The organism is Botrimarina colliarenosi, assembly GCF_007859955.1.
GTDB classification, from domain to species: domain Bacteria; phylum Planctomycetota; class Planctomycetia; order Pirellulales; family Lacipirellulaceae; genus Botrimarina; species Botrimarina colliarenosi.
On sequence record NZ_SJPR01000010.1, the window covers coordinates 1 to 20,620 of the forward strand.

18 protein-coding genes and 1 tRNA gene are annotated in these 20,620 nt (G+C 62.9%); 14 read left to right on the forward strand and 5 right to left on the reverse strand.

The genetic code is table 11. From position 1 onward, the window contains the following. Positions 1–207: 207 nt before the first annotated feature. Complete coding sequence (locus Pla108_RS19945; RefSeq protein ID WP_146446747.1) at positions 208–1,095, reverse strand: dockerin type I repeat-containing protein; 888 nt, start codon at positions 1,093–1,095, stop codon at positions 208–210. 688 nt (positions 1,096–1,783) lie between these two features. Between Pla108_RS19945 and Pla108_RS19950 the strand changes: the two genes are divergently transcribed. From Pla108_RS19950 to Pla108_RS19975, 6 genes are all read left to right on the forward strand, one after another. After that, positions 1,784–2,536, forward strand: a complete 753-nt coding sequence (locus tag Pla108_RS19950; RefSeq protein WP_197526744.1) for a PEP-CTERM sorting domain-containing protein — start codon at positions 1,784–1,786, stop codon at positions 2,534–2,536. A 195-nt stretch (positions 2,537–2,731) separates the two neighbouring features. After that, positions 2,732–4,609: an alkaline phosphatase family protein gene (locus tag Pla108_RS19955; RefSeq protein ID WP_146446749.1), complete on the forward strand. Its 1,878-nt coding sequence runs from the start codon at positions 2,732–2,734 to the stop codon at positions 4,607–4,609. 73 nt (positions 4,610–4,682) lie between these two features. Beyond that, entirely contained in the window at positions 4,683–5,618 is a 936-nt protein-coding gene (locus Pla108_RS19960) for a PEP-CTERM sorting domain-containing protein (RefSeq protein WP_146446750.1), read from the forward strand. A 34-nt stretch (positions 5,619–5,652) separates the two neighbouring features. Further along, on the forward strand, positions 5,653–7,680 hold the full coding sequence (locus tag Pla108_RS19965) for an alkaline phosphatase family protein (RefSeq protein ID WP_197526745.1): 2,028 nt from the start codon (positions 5,653–5,655) through the stop codon (positions 7,678–7,680). A gap of 58 nt (positions 7,681–7,738) precedes the next feature. Next, positions 7,739–8,596: a glucosamine-6-phosphate deaminase gene (locus tag Pla108_RS19970; protein WP_146446752.1), complete on the forward strand. Its 858-nt coding sequence runs from the start codon at positions 7,739–7,741 to the stop codon at positions 8,594–8,596. Next, positions 8,597–9,520 (forward strand): N-acetylglucosamine-6-phosphate deacetylase, encoded by a 924-nt coding sequence (locus tag Pla108_RS19975; protein WP_146446753.1) that lies wholly within the window; start codon positions 8,597–8,599, stop codon positions 9,518–9,520. A gap of 153 nt (positions 9,521–9,673) precedes the next feature. Here the strand turns inward: Pla108_RS19975 and Pla108_RS19980 are convergent. After that, positions 9,674–9,747, reverse strand: a tRNA-Arg gene (locus tag Pla108_RS19980). A 165-nt stretch (positions 9,748–9,912) separates the two neighbouring features. On the opposite strand from Pla108_RS19980, the gene Pla108_RS19985 reads away from it, so the two are divergent. The 7 genes from Pla108_RS19985 to Pla108_RS20015 all read left to right on the forward strand — a co-directional run bounded on the left by Pla108_RS19985 (position 9,913) and on the right by Pla108_RS20015 (position 16,290). Then, a complete protein-coding gene (locus Pla108_RS19985; protein ID WP_146446754.1) occupies positions 9,913–11,094 on the forward strand; it encodes a tyrosine-type recombinase/integrase in 1,182 nt (393 codons plus the stop codon). Between the two features lie 90 nt (positions 11,095–11,184). Continuing rightward, positions 11,185–11,595, forward strand: coding sequence for a helix-turn-helix domain-containing protein (locus Pla108_RS19990; protein WP_197526746.1), 411 nt, complete (start codon positions 11,185–11,187; stop codon positions 11,593–11,595). Between the two features lie 91 nt (positions 11,596–11,686). Further along, positions 11,687–14,278, forward strand: coding sequence for a DUF3987 domain-containing protein (locus tag Pla108_RS19995; protein WP_146446756.1), 2,592 nt, complete (start codon positions 11,687–11,689; stop codon positions 14,276–14,278). Positions 14,279–14,280: 2 nt separating this feature from the next. Further along, a complete protein-coding gene (locus Pla108_RS20000; protein WP_146446757.1) occupies positions 14,281–14,670 on the forward strand; it encodes a hypothetical protein in 390 nt (129 codons plus the stop codon). Then, positions 14,667–14,903 (forward strand): hypothetical protein, encoded by a 237-nt coding sequence (locus Pla108_RS20005; protein ID WP_146446758.1) that lies wholly within the window; start codon positions 14,667–14,669, stop codon positions 14,901–14,903. Before Pla108_RS20000 ends, Pla108_RS20005 begins: the two co-directional genes overlap by 4 nt. A gap of 128 nt (positions 14,904–15,031) precedes the next feature. Next, positions 15,032–15,682 carry a hypothetical protein gene (locus Pla108_RS20010; protein ID WP_146446759.1) on the forward strand — a complete coding sequence of 217 codons (651 nt, stop codon included), beginning with the start codon at positions 15,032–15,034 and terminating at the stop codon, positions 15,680–15,682. A 359-nt stretch (positions 15,683–16,041) separates the two neighbouring features. After that, positions 16,042–16,290: a hypothetical protein gene (locus Pla108_RS20015; protein WP_146446760.1), complete on the forward strand. Its 249-nt coding sequence runs from the start codon at positions 16,042–16,044 to the stop codon at positions 16,288–16,290. A gap of 77 nt (positions 16,291–16,367) precedes the next feature. Here Pla108_RS20015 and Pla108_RS20020 read toward each other — a convergent pair whose 3' ends face one another. The 3 genes from Pla108_RS20020 to Pla108_RS20030 form a co-directional block, all read right to left on the reverse strand. Beyond that, the gene (locus Pla108_RS20020; protein WP_146446761.1) at positions 16,368–17,063 is read right to left on the reverse strand and encodes a hypothetical protein; all 696 of its coding nucleotides are present in this window, start codon (positions 17,061–17,063) and stop codon (positions 16,368–16,370) included. An 81-nt stretch (positions 17,064–17,144) separates the two neighbouring features. Continuing rightward, positions 17,145–17,840 (reverse strand): hypothetical protein, encoded by a 696-nt coding sequence (locus Pla108_RS20025; RefSeq protein WP_146446762.1) that lies wholly within the window; start codon positions 17,838–17,840, stop codon positions 17,145–17,147. 279 nt (positions 17,841–18,119) lie between these two features. Continuing rightward, positions 18,120–18,371 carry a hypothetical protein gene (locus tag Pla108_RS20030; RefSeq protein WP_146446763.1) on the reverse strand — a complete coding sequence of 84 codons (252 nt, stop codon included), beginning with the start codon at positions 18,369–18,371 and terminating at the stop codon, positions 18,120–18,122. 171 nt (positions 18,372–18,542) lie between these two features. Between Pla108_RS20030 and Pla108_RS20035 the strand changes: the two genes are divergently transcribed. Continuing rightward, positions 18,543–20,555, forward strand: a complete 2,013-nt coding sequence (locus Pla108_RS20035) for an acyltransferase family protein (RefSeq protein ID WP_146446764.1) — start codon at positions 18,543–18,545, stop codon at positions 20,553–20,555. Positions 20,556–20,620: the final 65 nt, after the last annotated feature.

The window sequence follows — 20,620 nt, forward strand, 5'->3', positions numbered from 1 at the left end:
GCGATCGACGCCTACCTAGAAGAGTACAACCAAAACCCCAAGCCCTTCCAATGGGTCGCCGACGCCGACTCCATCCTCCAACGCGTCGCCCGCGTCTGTGAACGTACTTCTAACTCGGGACACTAGCGCCGGCGGCTCAAGTGGAGTCCACTCCTTGAGCCGCAGGCGCTAGCCTCGGGCAGCGCGACGTAGAACGGCAACCACGCCTCAGAGGGTTCGCCGGCGTGTCCCGGACACGATGATCGTCACGGCCGAAACGCCAATCAGGCAGGCGGTTGGCTCCGGGATGGCGGTGGCGAACGAAGCGTTGGCCCCGTAGTTGCCGGCCCAGATCGTGTAGTCGGCGGCGTTGACGGTGAGGTCGCCGTTGCCGTCCGCGGCGAGGTTGGTCGTCGAGCCGTTGCTGTCACGCCAGACGGTGTAGTCCGCGGCGTTCACCATGCCGTCCCCGTTGTAGTCTCCCGGGATCGTGAGATTGTCGATGACGAGTGTGAACGTGCTACCGGCGCTGACCGCCCCGGAAGTGATCGGCGACGAACCGCTGGGCAAGAACAGGGCTTGGGTGAAGAGCGGCGTCCCCCCCGAGCTGTCCTGACCAAAGCTAGGCGTCATGCCGGCCGAGAACGTCCCCGATGCGAGCAACGAGTTACCCACGACGCCAACGCCGAACGCGACCGTGTTGCCGTTCGATTCCGATAGGTCCTGGCCATAGATCAAGTCGATGGTGCCATCGCCCAACAGGATCGCAGGCGGCCGCTCGTTGGCGCCCCCCGAGTTGATGGGGTCGAGCGCTCCGATGCCGCTGGACAGCGAGATCGCACTGCCATCGACGCCAAAATCGACGTCGTTCAGCAGCGCTCGGACGGCCGACAGTCCGAAGTCGCCATTGGCGCCGCCCGGCGTTGAATCGACCCGCCCGAACAGTTCCCAAATGCCTGCCGACCCGGCGCCTGAACCGTAGGTCAACTCAAGCGTAATCGTCGCGTCGTCGGCATTCGCCGCTCCGCTGAAGGGCAAACAGACCACAACGGCAAGTCCCAGCGCGCACCGACGCGCGAAGAGCTTACCGGTCGTTACTCGTGTTACCTGAGGCATGGGAGGGTGCTTCCTCATTGATGGGGCGGGACGCGTCTCGGGACGCTCAACAGGGGCGCCTAGGAGATACTGACTGACAGCTACGCGCGACTGGTCAGAAAACTCGAACAACCCCTTGCTCAAGCGAAGTCACGCCTCGTGAGAAGACGGAACAGGCTCGCTAGGTCGAGGAAGTCTTGGCTGGCCAGAAAACTATGCAGTAAGCGGATTGCATTCCGATTTACCTTCTGCATACAATATCGAACGCGGGGTGGATTTGGAAGTCTCAACCCGAGAGATTTCCGCGTTCCCGTCAGACGTTGCGGGCAGAAAGGTCGGGCAGGACGGCGGTGAGCAACGGTCACCATGGCGTGAAGGGAATGGCGTATCGTCGTCATCCGGCGCGATGGCTTCTCCTCCTCACCAGCCCGGACAGAGCGACTACGAGAGGCTTGATTGGAGCGGTTGGAAGACGAGGAACTGAGGCGGGCGGCGAGAGGCAGCCGGGCTCGGCATTTCGTCCCGCCTATGGCGAGCAGGAACGCAGCGACTCTGGAAAGGAAACCGAACGGAGCAGCAGGCGCGGCGGTTACGAGGCCGTGAGGTGTGGACTTCCACGCCGCTTCGGACTCGCCCATTCACCCGAGGGCGCTCGGTGAGCGTTCTCATGTCGATGACTCCCAAAGAACTAACCCGAGACACGACCTCCATGGAAAATCGCAACTCCTATCTCGCGTCGCTCGCCAAGCAATCGGGCTCCTACGCGGAGTTCTCGAAGCGCATTGCGTCGTACGCCGCTGCGGCCGGCGCCGGCGCCTTTGCGACAGCGCAATCCGCCGACGCTGAAATCATTCACGTCGATCTCGGCGCCGGCTTGGTGCAAGACACCGCGGCGTCGTTCACCAACCTCGACCTGGACGGCAACGGCACCACCGACTTCGTCTTTGGCCAGTCGAACCTGTCGTATTCGGGCGTCCGGCTGATCGTTTATGGGAACGACCTGTTCCAGCCGCCCGAAGAACGGCTCCCCGCTGCGGAGCAGTCGATCAACTTCACCAACACGGCGAAGGGGAACCCCTACTACATCCGTTCGTTCGAGTTCGGAGACGAGATCGCCGCGGGGCTGTCCGTCCCATTCAACAACGGCACGGGCTACCCCAATTTAAGCGGCATTGTTTCGACCAACCCGACGAACTTCCGGAACCCCGATGACCCGCAGTACTGGGGCTTTGGATTGAACATCGACGGCAATATCCACTACGGGTGGGCCCGGCTCTCAACGTTCAGCGACGGCGGGTCTCCGGCGGAGTACACCGCGACGCTCTACGAGTACGCCTACCAGAGTGAACCGAATGTGCCGATCCTCGCCGGCGCGGTTCCCGAGGCGACCTCGTTGGCGTTGCTTGCCGCGGGCGGCGGCGGTCTCGCCCTCACGGCGCGTCGGCGTCGTCGCGACGCTTAAGAAGAGGATGTTGGGCTGGTTCAGAGAAGAGGCGCTTTTAATCAGCCTTTCGTCGCGCGATCGGCGGCTCAGCCGCCGATCGCTTGCGGCGTCAAAGAAACTCATGCCGTTGTTTGATTTGCGTTCTCAGGAGCTTCCCCCTCGATCGTGACGCCGAAGCCGATCGGTCCGTCGTTGTCACCCTGCCGGATCTAAATGACGACCTGCGTCAGCGAAGACTACTGTCGAATCCTGCTCATCGGGTGGGACTCCGTCGATTGGCCGGCCGTCGATTCCCTGGTTGCGGAAGGGTCGATGCCGGCGGTTGGTAGGTTTTCGTCTGAGGGAACGCTGGGCAAGCTATCGCCGGTGCGCCCGCTCGTTTCGCCGATGCTCTGGACCTCGCTCGCGACCGGCGTCCGCGCGGACAAGCACGGCGTCCTTGGCCACTACGACCAGCCGCTATCGGAGGGGCGTTTGCGGCGGGTTTCTAGTGACAGCCGTCTCTGCACGGCGATCTGGAACTGGACCTCCGAGGCCGGGCTCTCGACGCACGTCATCGGCTGGCCCGCGACGGGATCGACCGAGTCGCTGTTAGGCGCCATGGTGAGCGGCGATTGTTTCGATCGCGGTCCCGTCGATGAATGGCTCGGGTCGTGCTTTCCAAATCACGATCCGTCGCCGGCCGAACGCGACCGACTTGAGCACGCCCTGGGCATCGCTTCCGAGGGGGTTCCTTCCGAGGCGTACAACCGCGGCCGCGCTCGGCTCTTAAGCGTCGCTGTAGCTAGTGGACTTCCGATCGCGTCGCTCGAGCCGCTGCTTGGCAGGCTAGACGCCCTCCACGCTGTTGCCTGCGCGATGGTGGGGCATCTGGCGGGGGCTCTGACCGCCGTCTGCTACCCAAGTGTCGCCAGCTGGTTCCCCGGGGCGGCGGAGAAGGAACTACGCGATGCGGCTTGGCGACTCCAGGACACAATGCTCGACGACCTCAGCCGGTTGGTCGACTCCAACACCACCATCGCTCTGGTGAGCCCCCAGTCGGCGCCACAGGTTGCGGAGGCCAAGGGACGCGACGCCGGTTCGAACCCTTCAAACAGCGGGCTAGGGTTGATCGGCCTTCTGGGTCCCGCCGTGAAGTCCGGCGCCCCGCTCGTCGGTGCAACGGTGCTCGACGTAGCGCCAACCATCGCTCAGCTGCTAGGCGTCCCAACCAGCGGCAACCTCGACGGACGCGCCTTGTCGGGCGTCACGGTGGAGCCCTTCAAGGGCCATTCCCACCAACCTAGTCCTGCCGCACAACCACCACAAACCGCCCGCTGCGACACCCCTGCCGACCGTCCGGAGGCGCCAACTGTTGCGGCGGACGACGCCACCTGTGATCTGGTGAGTCGGAACCGACGGGTCAACCTGGCGCTCGCCCTTTCCGATAGCATCCGGCTCGACCAAGCGTCGAAGGTCTGGAACTCGCTCCAGAGCGACTATCCGGACGAACCGATTTACGCCATCAAGCTGGTCGATTGCCTGCTCCGCGACGAGCAGTACGACGTCTGCCACGACGTGATCCAACGCCTGGCGCACCCGCTGAACGAGCACGAATCGATCCGCCTCGCCATCGCCCGCATCGCGCATGCCCGAGACGATCGTGACGGCGCCGCGAGCATTGCCCGCGAACTGTCGTCGCGTGCCCAGATCACGCCGAAGGTTCTCTTGAACGCCGCCAACCTGCTGCTGGCTTGCGACGCGGAAGCCGACGCCGTGACGGCGTTTACGCGTTGTCACGAGCTGGGCGGGGCCAACCCCATCGTGCTGTGCGGCTTGGCGTCGGCGCTCTGGAGCACCGAGCGGTACGACGCGTCGCTCCGGGCGGCTCAGGCCGCGGTGGCGATCGCCCCCGCTTACACCGAAGCGCGATTCGCCCTCGCCCTCGCGCTCCGCGGGTGCGGTCGAGATGACGACGCCATCGAACAGTTCGAACAGTGCCTCCGCGAAGGCTGGCTTCCCGACGACACCCACACGCAACTCGCTTCCCTCTACTGGGGCAAGGACCCCGGTCGAGCCTCGCACCATCGCGCGATGGCGGGCGTGAACTAAACCAACATGCCTACCGGCGGCGACGCCGAGCGGCCCCGACACTCCGATCACTATCCTCTCAAGAGATACCGACATGACCCGACTGCGAAACCAACCCGCCTGGGCGGCCCTCCTGATCGTGATCGGCCTGCTGTCCCCTTCCGCGGCGCAGAAGGAGCTTCTCTACGACTTCGAGACCCCCGAGCAGCACCGCGAGAACACCCCCGGGACATCGGTCCCTCCGGGCTGGGGGTCCTTTGGCACCATCACAACCGACCGCGGACCTACCACCGACGCTTCCGCGGGAGAAACGGCCCGGTTTCATTCCGGTGACTTTGACCTCCCCTCGGACCTTCCCGGCAACTACGGCTTGGTGGATGTCTCGGACCGTTTCGTGCCGTATCGCAAAGACTTCTCGAATTACGTTGGTCTGAGCCTGGATTTGAAGTTCAAGGTCTTCGAGGCGCTGCCGTACGAGGGGCCGATCGCGATCGAGGTGGGCATCGGCTTCATCGTGCCCGGCGTCGGCGAAGACGAGAGCCTCGCGGTCTACTCGGAGCCGATCACGTTGACCGAGAGCTACGACACCTACGATGTCTTTTTCTCCGACTACACGTTCGTCCAGTCGGGCGCCGCGTTGGAGAACGATCTGGCCAATAACGCCTTCATCAAGCTCCGCTTCTCCAACACGATGGAGAACTACGGTCGCGGCGCGTTCTACTACGACGAGATCTACGGCATCCTCGGCTCGGGCCCCGCGGGAGACGCCGACTTCGATAGCGACGGCGACGTCGACGGCAACGACTTCCTGGTTTGGCAGCAAGGTTTTGGCCTCGCGTCGCAGACCAACAAATCGGCCGGCGACTCGAACGGCGACGGCGTCGTCGACGGCGCCGACCTAGGAGTCTGGAGCGGCCAGTTTGGTTCGGTCGGATCGACGGCCTTGGGCGTTCCCGAGCCCGGCGCCCTGCTGCTGAGCGGCGTGGCCCTCATTGCGGCGGCGGGTCGGCGCAAGACCCAACGGCGCTAGTGCGAATCGCCCGAACTCCAACCAGGCTCTGCAAGTGAGCGATCGTCTCGCAAAAAAAGTCCTGCTGATCGGCTGGGACGCCGCCGACTGGAATCTGCTCCGACCGATGATCTCGGCCGGACAGATGCCGTCGCTAGCGCGATTGATCGAGACAGGGGTCAGCGGCAATCTGGCGACCCTCCAGCCGGTGCTGTCGCCGATGCTCTGGACCTCCATCGCCACCGGCAAGCGCGCCGACAAGCACGGGATCTGCGGCTTCGCCGAGCCGTTGCCGGACGGCAGCGGCATCCGCCCCGTCACCTGCGCCAGCCGCCGCACCAAGGCCGTCTGGAACATCCTGTCCCAGAACGGGCTGGCGTCGAACGTGGTGAGTTGGCTCGCCACGCACCCAGCGGAGACGGTCCGCGGCGCGGTGGTGTCGGACTACTTCCTGCACCCCGAGTCGCTGGGCGGCGGGACGGATGCGTTGGCGGAGGGCGTTTGCCACCCGAGCCGGCTGCGGCCGCTGCTTGCGAACCTGCTCGTTAACCCTCGTGACCTGGGGCCCGACGCCCTCTTGCCGTTCGTGCCACGGGCCGGCGAGGTCGACCGAAGCACCGACCGTCGCATCGAGCAGCTGGCGACGTTGCTCGCGCGGGCGTCGAGCACCCACGCGGTCGCCTGCGCCCTGATCGCCAACGAGCCGTGGGACTTCACCGCCGTCTACTACGACATGATTGATCAGGTAGGCCACCTGTTCATGCCGTTCCACCCGCCCCACATGGCGGGCGTGAGCGAGCACGACGCCCAGGTTTACGGCGAGGTCGTGCGCGGCTGCTATCGATTCCACGACATGATGCTCGGCGCGATGCTCGACCTGGCGGGCGACGACACAACCGTGATGCTCGTCAGCGATCACGGCTTTCACTGCGACGAGCGGCGGAGCGACGTCGATGGGTTTCTCAACCCGACCGCCTGGCACCGCCAGCAAGGCGTCGTCTGTGTCAGCGGGCCGGGGGTCCGACGCGGCGCCGAGATCCAGAGCGCCGGCCTACTCGACGTCACGCCGACGGTCCTCTCCCTGCTGGGGATTCCCGTCGGCCGCGACATGCAGGGCAGGCCGTGGCGAGAGATACTCGAATCGTCCGAAGAGCCTTCGTACGTCGACAGCTGGGATTCCATCGACGGCGACAGTGGCGCCCCTCCGTCGGCTAGCGACGACGACCCCGTCGCCTCGGCGACCGCGCTGCAGCTCCTCGTCGATTTGGGGTACGTCGAAGCCCCGTCCGAAGACTTTGCGACCACGGTCTTGAACACCACGGTGCAACTGAAGACCAATCTAGCGCTGGCGATGATGGACGGCGGGCAGCTCCAGCAGGCCGCGGACGTCTGGTCGGAGCTCCTCGCCTTTGAAGGGCTCCCCGCGGCGAGCCGTCGCGCTTTCCGCGCCGAGTTGGCGGACTGCGCCGGCCAACTCGGTCGATTCGACGAGAGCCGCGCCCTGCTAGAGCAAAACCTCGCCGACGCGCCCGACGATCCCGCAGCCCTGTTCAAGCTCGCTCAACTCCAGGTCCGCGCCAACGACACGGAGGGCGCCCTGGGCCTGCTCGATCGGCTGGAGGGGTCGGCTGCGCTGGCGATCCCGACCAAGGTCTTGCGGGCGCAATGCCTCGTGAAACTCCGCCAACTCGAATCGGCCGCCGGTGAGTTCCTCGCGATCCTGCAGCTGGACGACGAACACGCCACAGCGCTCTCCGGACTCGCCCGCGTCGCTTACCTCGAGCAGGACTGGCGGGGATCGGCCGAGATCGCCCTGCGGGCCATCGGCCTCGATCCCCGGCTCTCCGACGCCCATCAAACGCTTGGTTTGTCACTCGTCGAGCTGGGGCGCCGCCGCGAGGCGATCGAGGCGTTAGAAGTATCGCTGAAGCTCGACCCGCACCAACCCGCGCTCCGCAGCCGTCTGACGCGGCTCCGACAAGCGAACCTCGAGTCGGACGAAGCCCCGCCAGAATCCCCGTTCGACCCCGAGGTCGGCGCCCGGCGGGATCGACGTGGCACCAACGCGGTCAAGGACCGATAACTTCCGCTGCGTCCATCGAGGCGGACCAAGCAAGCGTTCAAAGTAAACAAGAAGCAGAATGGAACTTTCAATCTTCGAAGACAAACGACAGGCGGGCACGGCGGCTGCCGTCGAGGGGGCGCGGCTTATTCGCGAGGCGCTCGCCTCCAAGGGGCATGCGGCGATCGTTGTCGCAACCGGCGCCTCCCAATTCGACATGCTCGATCGTCTGGTCGCCGAGCCCGAGATCGATTGGTCGTGCGTCACGGTGTTCCACCTCGACGAGTATGTCGGCCTGCCGGTAACCCACCCGGCCTCGTTCCGGCTTTACCTGTGGCAGCGGTTCATCAGTCGGCTGCCGCTCCCACCCGCCGCGTACCACTTCCTTGACGGCCAGGCCGCCCCTAAGTCTGAGTGCGCCCGCGTCGCTTCGCTCATCCAACAGCACAGGATCGACGTCGCCTTCGTCGGCATAGGGGAAAACTCCCACCTCGCCTTCAATGACCCGCCCGCCGATTTCGACACAGAGGCGCCCTTCCTCGAAGTCGAACTCGACGAGGGATGCCGTCTGCAGCAGCTCAACGAGGGGTGGTTCCCAAGCCTCGCCCAAGTCCCTCGCCAGGCGCTGACGATGAGCATCCGCCAGATCATGAAGAGCGACGCCGTCATCTGTACGGTCCCCGACGCCCGCAAAGCCCGGGCGGTCCGAGCCGCATTCGAGGGAGAGGTCTCGCCCGACGCGCCGGCGTCGATCTTGCAAAAGCACCCCCACGTGCAGGTCTATCTCGACCGGTCGGCGGGGTCGCTCCTCAGCCCAGCGACCACCGTCATCCGCCGTCGAGACTCGTCGTCGGAGGCGCACGAGCCCCACTCCCCACAGCCCAACCCGCAACTCAAACCCCGCTCGGCCGGCTCAACTTCGATGACGAGCAACTAGATGACGTGCGGCGACCTCATCGATCTCCAGGTGAACGGGTACGCGGGCGTTGACTTCAACAGCGACGACCTGACCGAAGAGCAGTTCCTCGAAGCGTGCCGCCGACTCCACTCCGACGGGGTCAAGCGGTTCCTCCCGACGCTGATAACCGACCGACTCGAGACGCTCGCGGCGCGGGCCCAGAAGCTGGCGCGTTTCATCGAGCGGAACCGAGACGTCACGCGGGTGGTGGCGGGAATCCATCTCGAAGGGCCCTTCATCAGCCCCCAGCCCGGCTACGTGGGCGCTCACCCAGCGGGCGCCGTCCGGACCGCGACCGTCGACGAGGCGCTGCGTCTGGTCGACGCCTGCGACGGCCACGCCAAGCTGGTGACCCTCGCGCCCGAACACGACGACGGCTGCAAAACGATCCGCGCTCTGGTCGATCGGGGCGTGCGGGTGTCGGCGGGGCACTGCAACCCAACGCTTGACCAGTTGGATCAAGCGATCGACGCCGGTCTGTCGATGTTCACGCACCTCGGCAACGGCTGCCCGCTATCGCTTCCAAGGCACGACAACATCATTCAACGGGTGCTGAGCTGTTCGCAACGCCTCTGGGTTTGCTTCATCGCCGACGGCGTGCACGTCCCATTCTTCGCGCTGCAGAATTACCTCGACGCCGCAGGACTCGATCGCGCCATCGTCGTGAGTGACGCGATCTCCGCCGCGGGTGGCGGCGTCGGTGAGCACTGGCTCGCCGGACAGCGGGTCCACGTCGACGCCGACTACGCGACCTGGTCCGAAGACCGATCGCACCTCGTCGGGTCGGCGTTGAGCCTCCCGCAGGCCTACACGAATCTCCGCAACCGACTGGGGCTCTCCGACGAAGAGGCGATCCGCCTGACCCGCCTCAACCCCGCCGCCGCAATCGGCGAGGGGCTCTAAGAAGGTCGGCCGTCGCCCCGTGACGGCGCGTGCGGCCGGTAGTTGGGGCAATGGGCAAAGGTTCAAAAACGCCCCCATCACCCGGGGCGCCGCGAGCCAATCCCCGCGGACGGCATCCCTGTCACAAATCGGCACAAGTCCTTCGCTCGCCAGTACGCCCGGAGGGGCTCGAACCCCCAACCCCCGGTTCCGAAGACCGGTGCTCTATCCAATTGAGCTACGGGCGCGTGTCTTGTTTTGAAGCGTTTTTGGCAATCTCCGCGAATGGCCCTCGTACGTTGACACCCGTTTTGACACCCGCTAGCCTTTCCGCAGGTGTCAAATGACACCCGCCGGTTGCACCCGGCGGGCGTCGGGCACGTCCCCTGATTCCTAGCACGGAGGGAGACGCGATGGCTAAGTCTACCAATGCGGCAGCGGCGCAGAAGCCGAAAAAGCCATACCCTTCGTTCCCCCTCTTCCCGCACGCAACCAAGCGGTGGGCCAAGAAGATCCGCGGGAAGCTGGTCTACTTCGGGCCGTGGGACGATTGGGAAGGTGCTCTCGCCAGGTACGAGGAACAAGCCGGCGCCCTTCACGCTGGCCGGACCCCGCGGGTGTCAACGGGTGTCACGACGGTCGCGGACGTTGTGAACGCGTTCTTGTCGGCCAAGAAGTCGCGGGTCGAATCGGGCGAGGTGTCCCAACGTTTTTGGGACGAGCTGCACGACGTCGCCGAGCGGCTGGTAGATCACCTCGGTCGAGATCGCGCTGTTGATGATCTCGCCCCGGCGGACTTTGTTGACCTGCGAAGGAAGTTTGCCCAGGGGGTCGGGCTGATCGGCTTGTCGAAGAGGATTCAGGGGGTCCGGTCCGCCTTCAAGTACGCGTATGAGTCGGACTTGATCGACCGTCCTGTCAAGTTCGGGCCAGACTTCAAGAAGCCGTCAGCTAAGTCCCTGCGCAGTGAGAAGCAATCGAAGCCGGCCAAGGTGTTCTCGGCTGACGAGGTGAGATCGTTGCTAGCCGCGGCCACCGAGCCGTTGCGGACGATGATACTGCTCGGGATCAATGGCGGCTTCGGGAACCACGACGTCGGAAAGCTGCCCTGGTCCTCGTTCGATACGGATGCCGGCTGGATCGACTTCCCCCGCCCCAAAACTGCGGTCCCGCGGCGAATCCCTCTATGGCCTGAAACGATCACGGCGCTCGAGGCATGGAAGGATAATTGCCGGCTTACTAAGGACGGCAGCGGCGCCTTGGTGTTCGTCACCCGATGGGGGCAACCATACGCCAAAGAGGCTGGTTCCTACGACAGCACGTTATCGAAGGAGTTCGCCAAACTCACAAAAAAACTAGGCATCACCCGCAAGGGCCGCGGCTTCTATGGCCTACGTCACACATTCGAGACCGTCGCCGGCGACACGGCCGACCAGGTGGCCGTCAACGCGATCATGGGCCACGTTGATATGTCGATGGCGGCAAATTACCGCCACGGTGTTTCCGATGATCGGCTTCGGGCGGTTGTGGACGCGGTTCGGGGCTGGGTGTTTTGTGTAGGCGACGGGGTTACACACGCCCCGGGTCGCGATTAGATTGACGGCAAGGTCCTAGTAGGGTAGATTTAGTCGCACACCTTACAACTTCTGCTATCGCTTCTTAAGAACAAAAATGAATCCCCCAGAATGCTCAAACGGTCCGCGGAGCGTAGTGCGATAGCTGCGCAAGGTGCTGTTCAACAATCAAAGCCATCAGGTCAGGTGGTGGTGTCCTCCATGACGGAGACACCGAAGATGCGAAGGGAAGAAGCGGCGCACATTGCGCCGACTGTGGAAACGGGGCTGAGTCGCAAACTGACCCCCCCCGAGTTAGCTCGTTTGTGGCGAGTCTCGCCGCAAAAAGTTCTCGCCTGGATCTCTTCCGGCGAGCTTCGAGCGATCAACGCGGCCACCAATCCCAACGGTGAGCGGCCACGTTATCTGATCGACGCCGACGCTGTGACTGCGTTCGAGCGTTCCCGTGCCGTTGTGGAGCCGAAGCCGGCGCCACAGAAAAGGCGCGCGAAGAAGCCGACGACCGTCACGACGTATTTCTAGACCGCCCGGGCCACCTTTCCACCAAGGAAAAAGGCCCGGCGGCCCCTTTGTCTCGCAAACAAAAGGGGGGCTCGCGCGGGCCGATAGAGCTATGACCATCTTAAGCCATGCGGAGCCGACGGCACGCAAAAAAACCTACGCCGAACAACTCGATCTACACGAGATCGAGAACGCCCTCGACCTAATCGCCGGCGGCGCTGTCGTGGAGATTAGGGTACTTGAAGGGTGGGACGATAACCCGCGTTACACACGCACCTACTCCGGCTTTTTCGACGACTACGCAGCGGCGGCGGCGGACCTTACTAAGCTGCGCGGGGCGAAAGGTGTTTACTACACACTGAACCCGGTCCAGCCTGAACTACTCGCTCGAGCCGCCAACCGGCTGAAGACTCAGGAGAAGGGCGGCGCCACCAGCGACACCAACATCGTGTCCCGACGGTGGCTGCCGATCGACGCCGACCCGGTCCGCCCCGCGGGCATCAGCGCCAGCGACGCCGAGCATGATCAGGCGCTCGAGCGGATCAATCCGATAGCGGGCTACCTCAAGTCGTTAGGGTGGCCCGATCCAGTTGTCGCGGACTCTGGCAACGGCGGACACCTCCTCTACCGTATCGACCTTCCGGCGATCGACGACGGGCTTGTCGCTCGAGTGCTGCAAGCTTTGTCGGACCGATTCAGCGACGACACGGTCAGCATCGACACCAGCGTCGCCAACCCGGCGCGGATATGGAAGTGCTACGGCACCCCGGCTTGCAAGGGCGACAACGTCCCGGACCGGCCGCACCGGGTGGCCCGTATCCTCGAGACCCCCGCCGACCTGGGTGTCGTGAGTCAGGAACAACTCGAGGCGGTCGCGGTCGACAAGCCGGTCGTGACGCCGGCGACATCCTCCTCCTACACGATGGGTAGCGAGTTCAACGTCACGGACTTCATTCACCGGAACGGTTTCGAGGTTACCGGTCCGCAAGGCTGGCAGGGTGGCGGGCGAATGTGGGAGTTCGTGAGTTCGCCCATGTGCGACCACCACGACGGCGCCGCGTTCGTCGGACAACTCCCCAACGGCAAGTACACCGCCGGCTGCCGCCACAACTCCTGCACCTGGAATTGGCACGACCTACGCCAGCGAGTTGAACCGCGGGAAGTGAAAGAGCGACCGGCGACGAAGTACAAGGACCCCGGCCTCGAGTGGCTCGATCCTTCCGACCCGCCGCAACCGGCGCCGGAGTGGAAGCCGTTTCCGACGCACTTACTGCCGGCGCCGTTCCGCGATCTCGTTGTCGAGTCGGCTTCGGCAGTCGGCTGCGACGAGATTATGGTCGTGCTGCCCGGTCTGGCGGCTCTAGCGAGCGCCATAGGGGCGACACGCGTTGCCAAGATCAAAGACAGTTGGAAGCCGGCAAGTGTGTTGTGGTGCGTCCTCGTGGCTCCCAGCGGCGTTACCAAGAGTCAGGGCCGGACGTTTGTCCTCGCGCCCATCCTCGCGCGGCAACGACGGGCGATGAAAGAGTACGAGGATCGCATGAGTGCTTTCAGCGTGCTCGATTCGGAATACAAGAGGGACGTAAAGGCGTGGGAAAAGTCAAAAGACGGCGGCCCGCCCCCAGAGGCGCCCGAGAAGCCGGTCGTGGCTGAGTTCGTCATCTCTGACGCGACGGTCGAGTCGTTGATTCACACCTTGCAGAACAATCCCCGCGGCGTGCTGCTAGAGCGCGACGAGCTGGCGGCGTGGCTTGGTAGTTTCGACAAATACAACAGCGGGTCCGGCGACGCGCAAAATTGGATCAACTGTTTCGGCGCCGGCTACATGAAAGTGAACCGGTCCGGGCTCGCCAAACCGAAGTACGTCAACCGCGCGGCGGTGTCCGTTTCCGGGACGATCCAGCCGCAGATTCTGGAGAAGATGCTCGAGGGCGATAACACGGACAGCGGATTCGCGGCGAGGTTGTTGATGGCCCGGCCACCATTGCGAGCAAAACAGTGGACGGACACGGACGTCTCCCCGGCCACCGAAAAGCGTTTTGCGGATCGGGTGGCGGATCTCCTCGACCTCGAGTTCGCGGTTGACCAGGAGGGCGAGATCTACCCGCAATCAATCCCGCTGTCGTCAGCTGCAAGGGCTCGATTCGCGGCGTTCGTCAACAAGCACGGCATCGAAGGGCTTACCCGCGGCGACAGCGAGCGTGCCGCACACGCCAAGCTTGAAGAGTACGCCGTACGTCTGGCGCTTGTCCTCCAACTGACGGAGGACCCGGACGCTGCCGAGATCAGCGATCACTGGATCGAGGTCGGTATCGAGCTAGTCGGCTGGTTCGGTAATGAGGCGGCCCGGTTCTACCGCGGCGCCGGCGAGACCCCGGAAGAAAAAGCGGATCGGAAGCTCTACGCGTGGATCGTCAGTAAGGGCGGCGCCCTGACCGTCAGCGAGATCCAAACCGGCCGGAAGGAATTGAAAACCGCGTCCGACACCGAGGTTGCAATCAACCGGTTGGTTAAAGCGGGGCTCGGCTCCTGGCGGACATCCTCTACCGCCACCAATAAGCGCCGCGAGTTCGTAGCCGGTCTGCGGTCTGTAGATTCGCCTGAGACCGCAGAGATAGCTAAATCTACTGCCACAGACCAAGCAGACGAGCCCCCAGTTCACTACGGCCCGGTCAACGACTTCGCCGATTGGGAGGACGTCTGACCATGACAGTCACCCCTCCCGAAGCGACTCCAGCGTCGATGGGCGTGCTCGTTCGGATTCTCCGAGACCGTGGTGTTCACATCCGCGTCAACGGCGACCGGCTCCAGATTGCCGACCCGGCGAAGGCACTCACGGCGATCGACCGGGGCGTTTTGAAGTTCTACCGCGACGGTCTGATCGACTTCTTCATGGTCAAGCGGTGCATCGGCTGCGGCGCCGTCGTCGGTCCCGAGACCACGGTGTTCAGGACGGACAGCGACCACGACCTCCTCGAGCGGTGCATCGCATGCGGCTGCACCTGGGCCTGGGGCGATCCTGCCGACGTCGTGCTACCTGCTGGTGCCCGCGACACGATCGACGAGGACGGCTTCGCCTCGAGGGGCGTGGCATGAACGACACCTTCACCGCCGACGATTACCACCGACGAATCGAGCGAGCCTTCGCGGCCTGCGAGTGGGGCAACACCAACCCATACCGCGCCCAAATCGCCGAGCGGTTGGCATCGATGGGCGGCTTGCACTGTCCCTCCCGCGCCGCCGACCGGTTCACCGAACGGGAGCAACCTCGCGTCGATCACGCCCGTGAGACCGCCGAAGCCAAAGCCGAGCCCGCAACCCCGTTCTGAGAATCCGTAGGTACTACTTTCCAAATCGAAGATCGAGACCAAAGGGAAGTGCGGAATGACGCAAGTCCCTTACCCACCTAGCTTTACGTCGATTATCCAATCGGCATTTTTACCCCTGAGGAAAGAAGATGCTTCACACTAAAACGCTACCCATCGCCGAGATAACCCGCGGCCTAAGCCTTCCCGTCTACGAAGGCACCACGAAGGAGACAGTCGAGGCAATCGATCAGCACAACGACCGGGCCAGCCGCCTTGTGGAATCAGTCGCTCAAATCGACGCGGCGGTCGAGGCTGCGGCGAATGCCGTTGGCGACGACCCCGGCGAGGCGTTCGCCGACCTGAGCAACGAGCTAGAGAACCGCCGATTCGCGACGACAGACCTGCTGGCACAAGCGGCCCGGCTTTGGCGTCAACGGACTGAGTTGGCAACCAAGCAAGTCGAGGAGCTACGCCCGCGAATCGAGCTGGCTGAGACGACCCACGACAAGGCACTCGCCAAAACGATTGCCGGACTGGCGAAGCTCGGCATCGTCCCTGAGGCAATGCAGGCTGGCGGCTGGAATGCCGGCGGCGGGGTAAACCTCCCGGCGGCTCAACAACAGCTACGGCACCTGGCGAGTCACGCCCTCCCGGTCCGCGAGGCGTTCGCCGCAATGAATGATTGCAAAGCCCGCGTCTCGGCTGCGACCGAACAAGTCGCCGCGTCTAAGCGGGGCGAAGCCGTCGCCAAGGAAGCGGCGAAGTCGAGGGCCGCGAAGATGGCCGCGGCGTTCGCCTGATTCAACAGCTCGGCGGCGAGTGGGCGGCGTATCCGCGTCGAAAAACGAACCCCAACCCACCCGCCGAACGGTGCGACCGTCCGGGCTCACTTTCTTCCAGTCCCTCACTAGGAACCAGTCGTGCGTATCTTATTCGCAAAGCAATCAACCCTGAGCGGCAAAGCAAAGCCCCGCAGTCGATTCCCCTACCTCAAGCCGGCGGGGTTAGATCACACGCTCGGCGTGTTCATCTCGCAGCTAAACGTAGCCGTTGACGAATGGCTCAAGGTGGACGACGCCCATAGAAACGTCACCGGCGAGCCTGAGCCCCTCGGACGCTCTCAAGGCCGCTGTGTTGAATCGGCGGCGAAGTAGTCGCGTTGCCCATCGCCGTCGCGTCAGGCGACCTCTCTCGCGTCCGTTTTTTGCCGGCGCCGTTCTACAAGTTCGCGATGCCTGTTGAAGACCCACTCGATCGCCAACCGAACGACCCGACGGAGGACGAGATCGCCGAGCGATGCGCGGAGATCCGAGCGACTTGGACGGAGGCCGAACGACGACGGCGGATTGTCGGGCCGGCTGAGGAGATGACAGTCGAGGTTGTTTCGGTGCGTGAGCTGGCCGCCTGACACTGCTGGCTGAGCGTTGCTCTTGGCAATCTGACTTTGGCCCCGGTTCGGCTTTGCAGGCCGGATCGGGGCGGGAGCTAATCGCGTTGCAGGTAACTCACGGAGATAGCCGTTCGTCTCGTATTCTCTTCTGTGTCCATTGACACGTAGAGCATCTGTGACATCGCCTTGGCGAATAGGTAGGCGGAATAACCGGATATCAATAAGACTCCACTGATCAGCGTCACTGGCACCATAGCCATAAACGTGTTTCTCTCGATTGCAAATCCAATTCCGAACAGCATTGCGAGAACCGCGAGCACGATTGAAGCGATATAGGTTAGCCGCCCGGACCACTCAATACCGTCTGCATGTCGCCGGAGTTCGGGATACTTTTGCTCAATAGCGATGGCTTGGCCGGAATGTGGCAGCCGAGCCGCTCCGCTGCTGACGGCACCATCTCTCGCCCTTGTCCAATCCGGCAACGGTGGCGGCGTGGTAGGCTCTGCGACGATGTCCGGCTCGATATCTCGTCTGGCGGCTTCGATGCGTGCTGCCTCGTCCCTGATAGATGCTTCCAAAGCCGCTGCGTCGATGGTGGGCTCTCGTGCCCTCTTCGCTTGCGCAGCAGCCTCGTTGAGCGTACGCGGTGGCCTGGGCGGCGCCGGCTTCCGTCCGGTCGCCGGTGGAACGATCAAGAGTTCCCCGCACTCACACTTCGCTTGCTTGCCAGCAGCGGAATCAGGCAGCTGGTAGAGGCGGCTGCAATTGTCGCACTTGAACTGAATCGGCATCGTGGCGCTCTCGTGGCGTGGGTCTCTGCCAATGGTAATCACTGGCAAGCCACGTTTGAAATCGCCTCTGGCCGCACCCCCTCAAGAACAACCGCGATGGGAACGTATCGCAAATCCGATGTACGCTAAGAGCGATAGAGCAGTCGTCGGAGAGACCTCAGGAACAGCGGAAATTGAGAGCGTGTTGAAGAAAAGGTCTTGGTTGGACGAATTACCGGCCGACGCATTGAACACCTGAATCGACGCGATGTCTTTTATGAAGCTATTGAGCGTCCTCGAATCGAATGACAAGCCGTTTGCTTCAAAAGTGTAGTCGCCTGTCGAAGATGTCAGAGTCAGCTTGATCTCAAACCCATCGCCGGTAAATCCAATCCCCGTGTCGGTCGTTACGACATCGTCGAGCGAGTAATTCGCATTTCCCCCAGTGAAGCTAAATTGAGAGACCACCACTCCGAATGAGTCGAAGAATTGAACGCCGACAAAGCGACTCGCATCGATCCAGCCGTTGTCAAAATCGAGCGATACCGAATCACCAGCCAGCGACAGATTGCGACCCGCCAGTGCGGCAATGTCAGCCGTTGCTGTAACGAAGGCCCCACTATTGGCGTAGATGCCCCACGCGGGGTTACCAGCTCCGGCGCCGGAAGCACCCCCTGCGTTAGCAGCTGAGTTGCCAAGAAAGCTGCCTCCATTGACAGGCGAGGTCCCGCCAGCGTCAAAGGTCCAGACATTAACCGGCCCGGCTCCGACCTCGTTAGCGTCGGGCGCCTGACTCACGCCGTCTAGAGCCGTGAACGTTCGGACCAAGTCAGCTCTTGACTCGCCCGCGAGGATTGGGAGGCAGCAGACAATTGCTCCGCAAATTACGACAACTGGCGATCGAAGAGGCCGAATCATGTGGAGTAGTCAACGATGAGGGAGAGGAGTGTGCTCGTTCCGGTGGCAGAAACTGCACGCGAAAGAGTAGCGGAGTATGGCGTCGTTTTTCGGCCCATGTCAAGCAAAAGTCGACTGTAGTCGGTGCCCCCGAAGGTGCATTCGCAACAAAATGCCCGCTTATTGGACCGTCCCCAGCACCGGCGCCCCGTCCTCGTAAAACGCCATCCGCTCCACCGGCAACCACGTCACGGCGCCGACGCCCGCCAAGTCGATGATGGCCGTGACGACCACCAGTTCCGACAGCCCGACCCGGTGGGCGACCTTCTCGACCGGCGCCCCGCAGCCCCATTCGGATTCGAGATCGCGGATCACTTCGGCGATGTCGAAGTGCGTCTCGGTCAGGGCGGCGAATCGTTCGAGCGGCGTCATGCCGGCAGGGTACGCTTGAACACTTATGGTGGCGAGGGCGCCAAATACGGTGGCGCGCCGTGCCGCGGGCCCAAGAGATTGGGGGCGGGAAGTCTCGACCGCCGGTATTGAGCCCCTTGTTGCTTACCAATTGCCTCTATCTAAGATGTAGTCTCTCGTCGAAGGCAACACTTGATCGACCAGAGCCGATTTTGCAGCAAGGCGACGAGGAAACAGGGGCTGATGACGAGTGGCATACGATACCGTCCTGAGATCGATGGCCTGCGCGCAATCGCCGTACTCGCGGTTCTTGTCTTCCACTTGAACGCTAATTGGCTTCGGGGCGGATTCCTTGGCGTCGACATCTTCTTCGTCATCTCCGGCTACCTGATCTCGTCCATTGTCTTCCGGGAGTGCGATTCTGGTCGCTTTAGCTTCGCGGATTTCTGGCGACGGCGTATTCGGCGCATCCTTCCCGTCGTCTGCGTGACCGTCCTGGCGACCGTAGTTGCGTCTCAGACGCTGCTTTATCCGGACGACGCCGAGGACGCGGCATGGAAAGGACTTGCCGCGATTGGCAGTTTCGCCAATATGGCTTACTGGTGGGATGCAGGCGACTACTGGGGCGCAGCGGCAGAGAATTCCCCGCTTCTCCACACTTGGTCACTGTCACTGGAGGAACAATTCTATCTCGCTTTTCCTGCGATCCTTGTCCCGTTGTACCGAGCGCGACGGACCGCCGCGACAGTCGCATTGACGTCACTAGTTTTCGTCAGCGCGATCACTTTTGCTTTCTACTCATACCGCTATCTGGAGTCCGCCTTCTACCTACTCCCCTGCCGGGCGTGGGAATTGGGCCTTGGTTGTTTGCTGGCGACGGTACGAACCTCTTCAACGGCACCGGGGCTCGGCCGCTTTGCGAATCACATCAGTTCGCTAGGGGTTGCGATGATAGCGCTCGCCGTCTTCTGCGGCGGCCCAAGCAGCAATCGCTTCCTTGCCGGAGCTGCCGCATCAACTCTCGGCGCAGTCCTAATTCTGGTAGGAACCGATAGTGGCTCGGGAGTGGTCAAATCGGCACTGGAGTGGGGACCCGCCCGTTGGATCGGCCGGCTCTCTTACTCAATGTATATGTGGCACTGGCCAACCTTCTTACTGGTCGATGCTTGGTCACGAGGCCGGCACTCCGAGACAATGATCGTTGTGTTGAAAGTGGCGATCACCGTCGCACTCTCTATTGCGTCATTCCGAATGCTGGAAGCTCCGCTTCGCCGGTCACCGCGAGGCGTATCATGGGCAGGCGGACTATTCATCCTGGCGGTACTTGGTTGCTGGTTACTAGCCAGAGTTCCAGAGCGGGACTACACGGAATATCAGAGCCGGACCGTCAATGGCCCAGCCTACAGCAGTGCGCCAAAGCCCCTTGTGCGAGATGGACTGAGTCGCTTTCAGGGATTGAAGATTCTGCCTCGCGATTCACGGTGGAAAATAGCATATCGAGAGGAAGGCGTTCTCCTACAACACGGTTCTGGCGACCCGCAGATTGTCTTGCTCGGCGACTCGCATGGGACGTGCTGGGCGTACATCGTGGACAAGATTGCGGAATCGCTACAAGTGTCAGCCTCGATCTACGCCATTGAAGGGGACGACTGCGGCTTTCCTATTCCAATCGAACGACGAGAGAGCGGTGACCCGGACTTTCCGAGCGACCAAGTCTGGGAATACGATCAAGCGAGGTTTCGGTCACTTTCGCTTTGGCGGCCACCCGTCGTGCTACTGTCCAACCGCTGGGATCAGGTCCAGAGGGAGAGCCTAGTACCATTGCTTGGTTTCTTGCAGAGCATAGGTTCTCAGGTGTTACTAATCGAACAACCACCGATCCTCTATTTCGGCGACCGTAGCGCAATGATGTGCCTTGCGCACGACGGCGTGAAGCCCGATGGCGATACTCGGAAGTACGTCGCTGCTGCGAACTCGGTTGAGTATGAGGGAGGGCGCGAGATGCTGCGTTCCATTGCTGCGAAATTTGCCAACTGCGAGTTGGTGCCAACGCACGATGTCTATTCTTACGGCGACCAGGTTCTCGCGCTGGATGGCGCTTCGCTCGTTTACTTCGACGACGACCATCTCACGAGCTACGGCGCCAGCCTTTGCAGGCAGCGAATCCGAGACGCTATCGAGGCGGCTATGAGACGGGCTGAATAGTCGCGACCCGTTTGATGCTGAGGGGAGACGCGGAGAAGCTTTGCGTCGTCTGGCGATGGATCGCC